2 protein-coding genes are annotated in these 1,032 nt (G+C 60.9%); both read left to right on the top strand.

Annotated features, from left to right (window positions below):
* A partial coding sequence (locus tag A3AY_RS0114545) for a hydantoinase B/oxoprolinase family protein (RefSeq protein WP_026203443.1) occupies positions 1-442 on the top strand: 442 nt, incomplete at its 5' end.
* Between the two features lie 9 nt (positions 443-451).
* A partial coding sequence (locus A3AY_RS0114540) for an SDR family NAD(P)-dependent oxidoreductase (protein WP_018326387.1) occupies positions 452-1,032 on the top strand: 581 nt, incomplete at its 3' end.

Here is a 1,032-nt window from a genome sequence, read left to right as displayed (position 1 = left end):
GGTGACTGCTATCGAGATGTTCGAAGTCGCCGTCCCCGTACTGACGGAGCGCAAGGAACTGATCGCGGACTCCGGCGGTGCCGGAAAGCAACGCGGCGGTCTCGGCCAGCGCGTCGTCCTTCGCAATCTCGGCAACGCTCCGATGAGCATCTATCTTGCCTCCGAGCGCGTCCGTCATCCATGCTTCGGCGTTGTCGAAGGGCAGAATGGTACCGCAGGCAAGGTCATGAAGGAAGGCAAGCCCCACTTCCCGAAAGGAAAGGTTACACTGAAGACAGGCGAGCGCCTTGAGGTAGAGACGCCAGGTGGCGGCGGTTGGGGCCGTGCAAGCGAACGTTCCGTCGAAATCATCGAGCAGGATCTTGCCGAGGGCTTGATCACCCCGAAGGCAGCGAAGGCTGTATATGGCTACAAGGGTACGCCGGCCGTTGCGGCGGAATAGGAGGACGTGATGGGTTTGCTTGACGGAAAAGTCGCTCTGATCACAGGAGCAGGGACGGGTATCGGCCGCGAGGCCGCGCTGCTCCTTGCCGAAGCGGGAGCACGCGTGGTCCTCACGGGCCGTCGACTGACGCCCCTGCGTGAGGTTGCCTCCACGATTGAAAAGAAAGGCGGTCGCGCCTTCACCCGAGCGCTTGACATAGAATCCCGGGACGAGATTTTCGCAACCGTGAAATGGATCCGCGACGGCGTCGGTCCGGTGGATATCCTGGTCAACAATGCCGGTAGTGCCAGCAAGGTCCTGAATGCCCGGTTTCTCAGCGAGGACGAGTGGAATTCGACCGTCAACGTCAACCTGACGGCGGTCTTCAATCTCACGCAAGCGGTGCTTCCCGATATGATTGCCAAAGGGGAAGGAACGGTCATTACCGTTTCCTCGCTCGCGGCGCTCAATCCAAACCTCCTGGGCGGCGCAGCCTATGGCGCGGCCAAGGCAGGCGTGAAGAACTTCATGACCTTCCTTCACAACACCTATCGCAACCAGGGCATCCGCGCGACGACCATCCTGCCAGGCGAGACCAATACGCCGAT

Source organism: Rhizobium giardinii bv. giardinii H152, assembly GCF_000379605.1.
GTDB classification, from domain to species: Bacteria; Pseudomonadota; Alphaproteobacteria; order Rhizobiales; family Rhizobiaceae; genus Pararhizobium; species Pararhizobium giardinii.
This window is presented reverse-complemented; position numbering and strand designations above follow the sequence as displayed.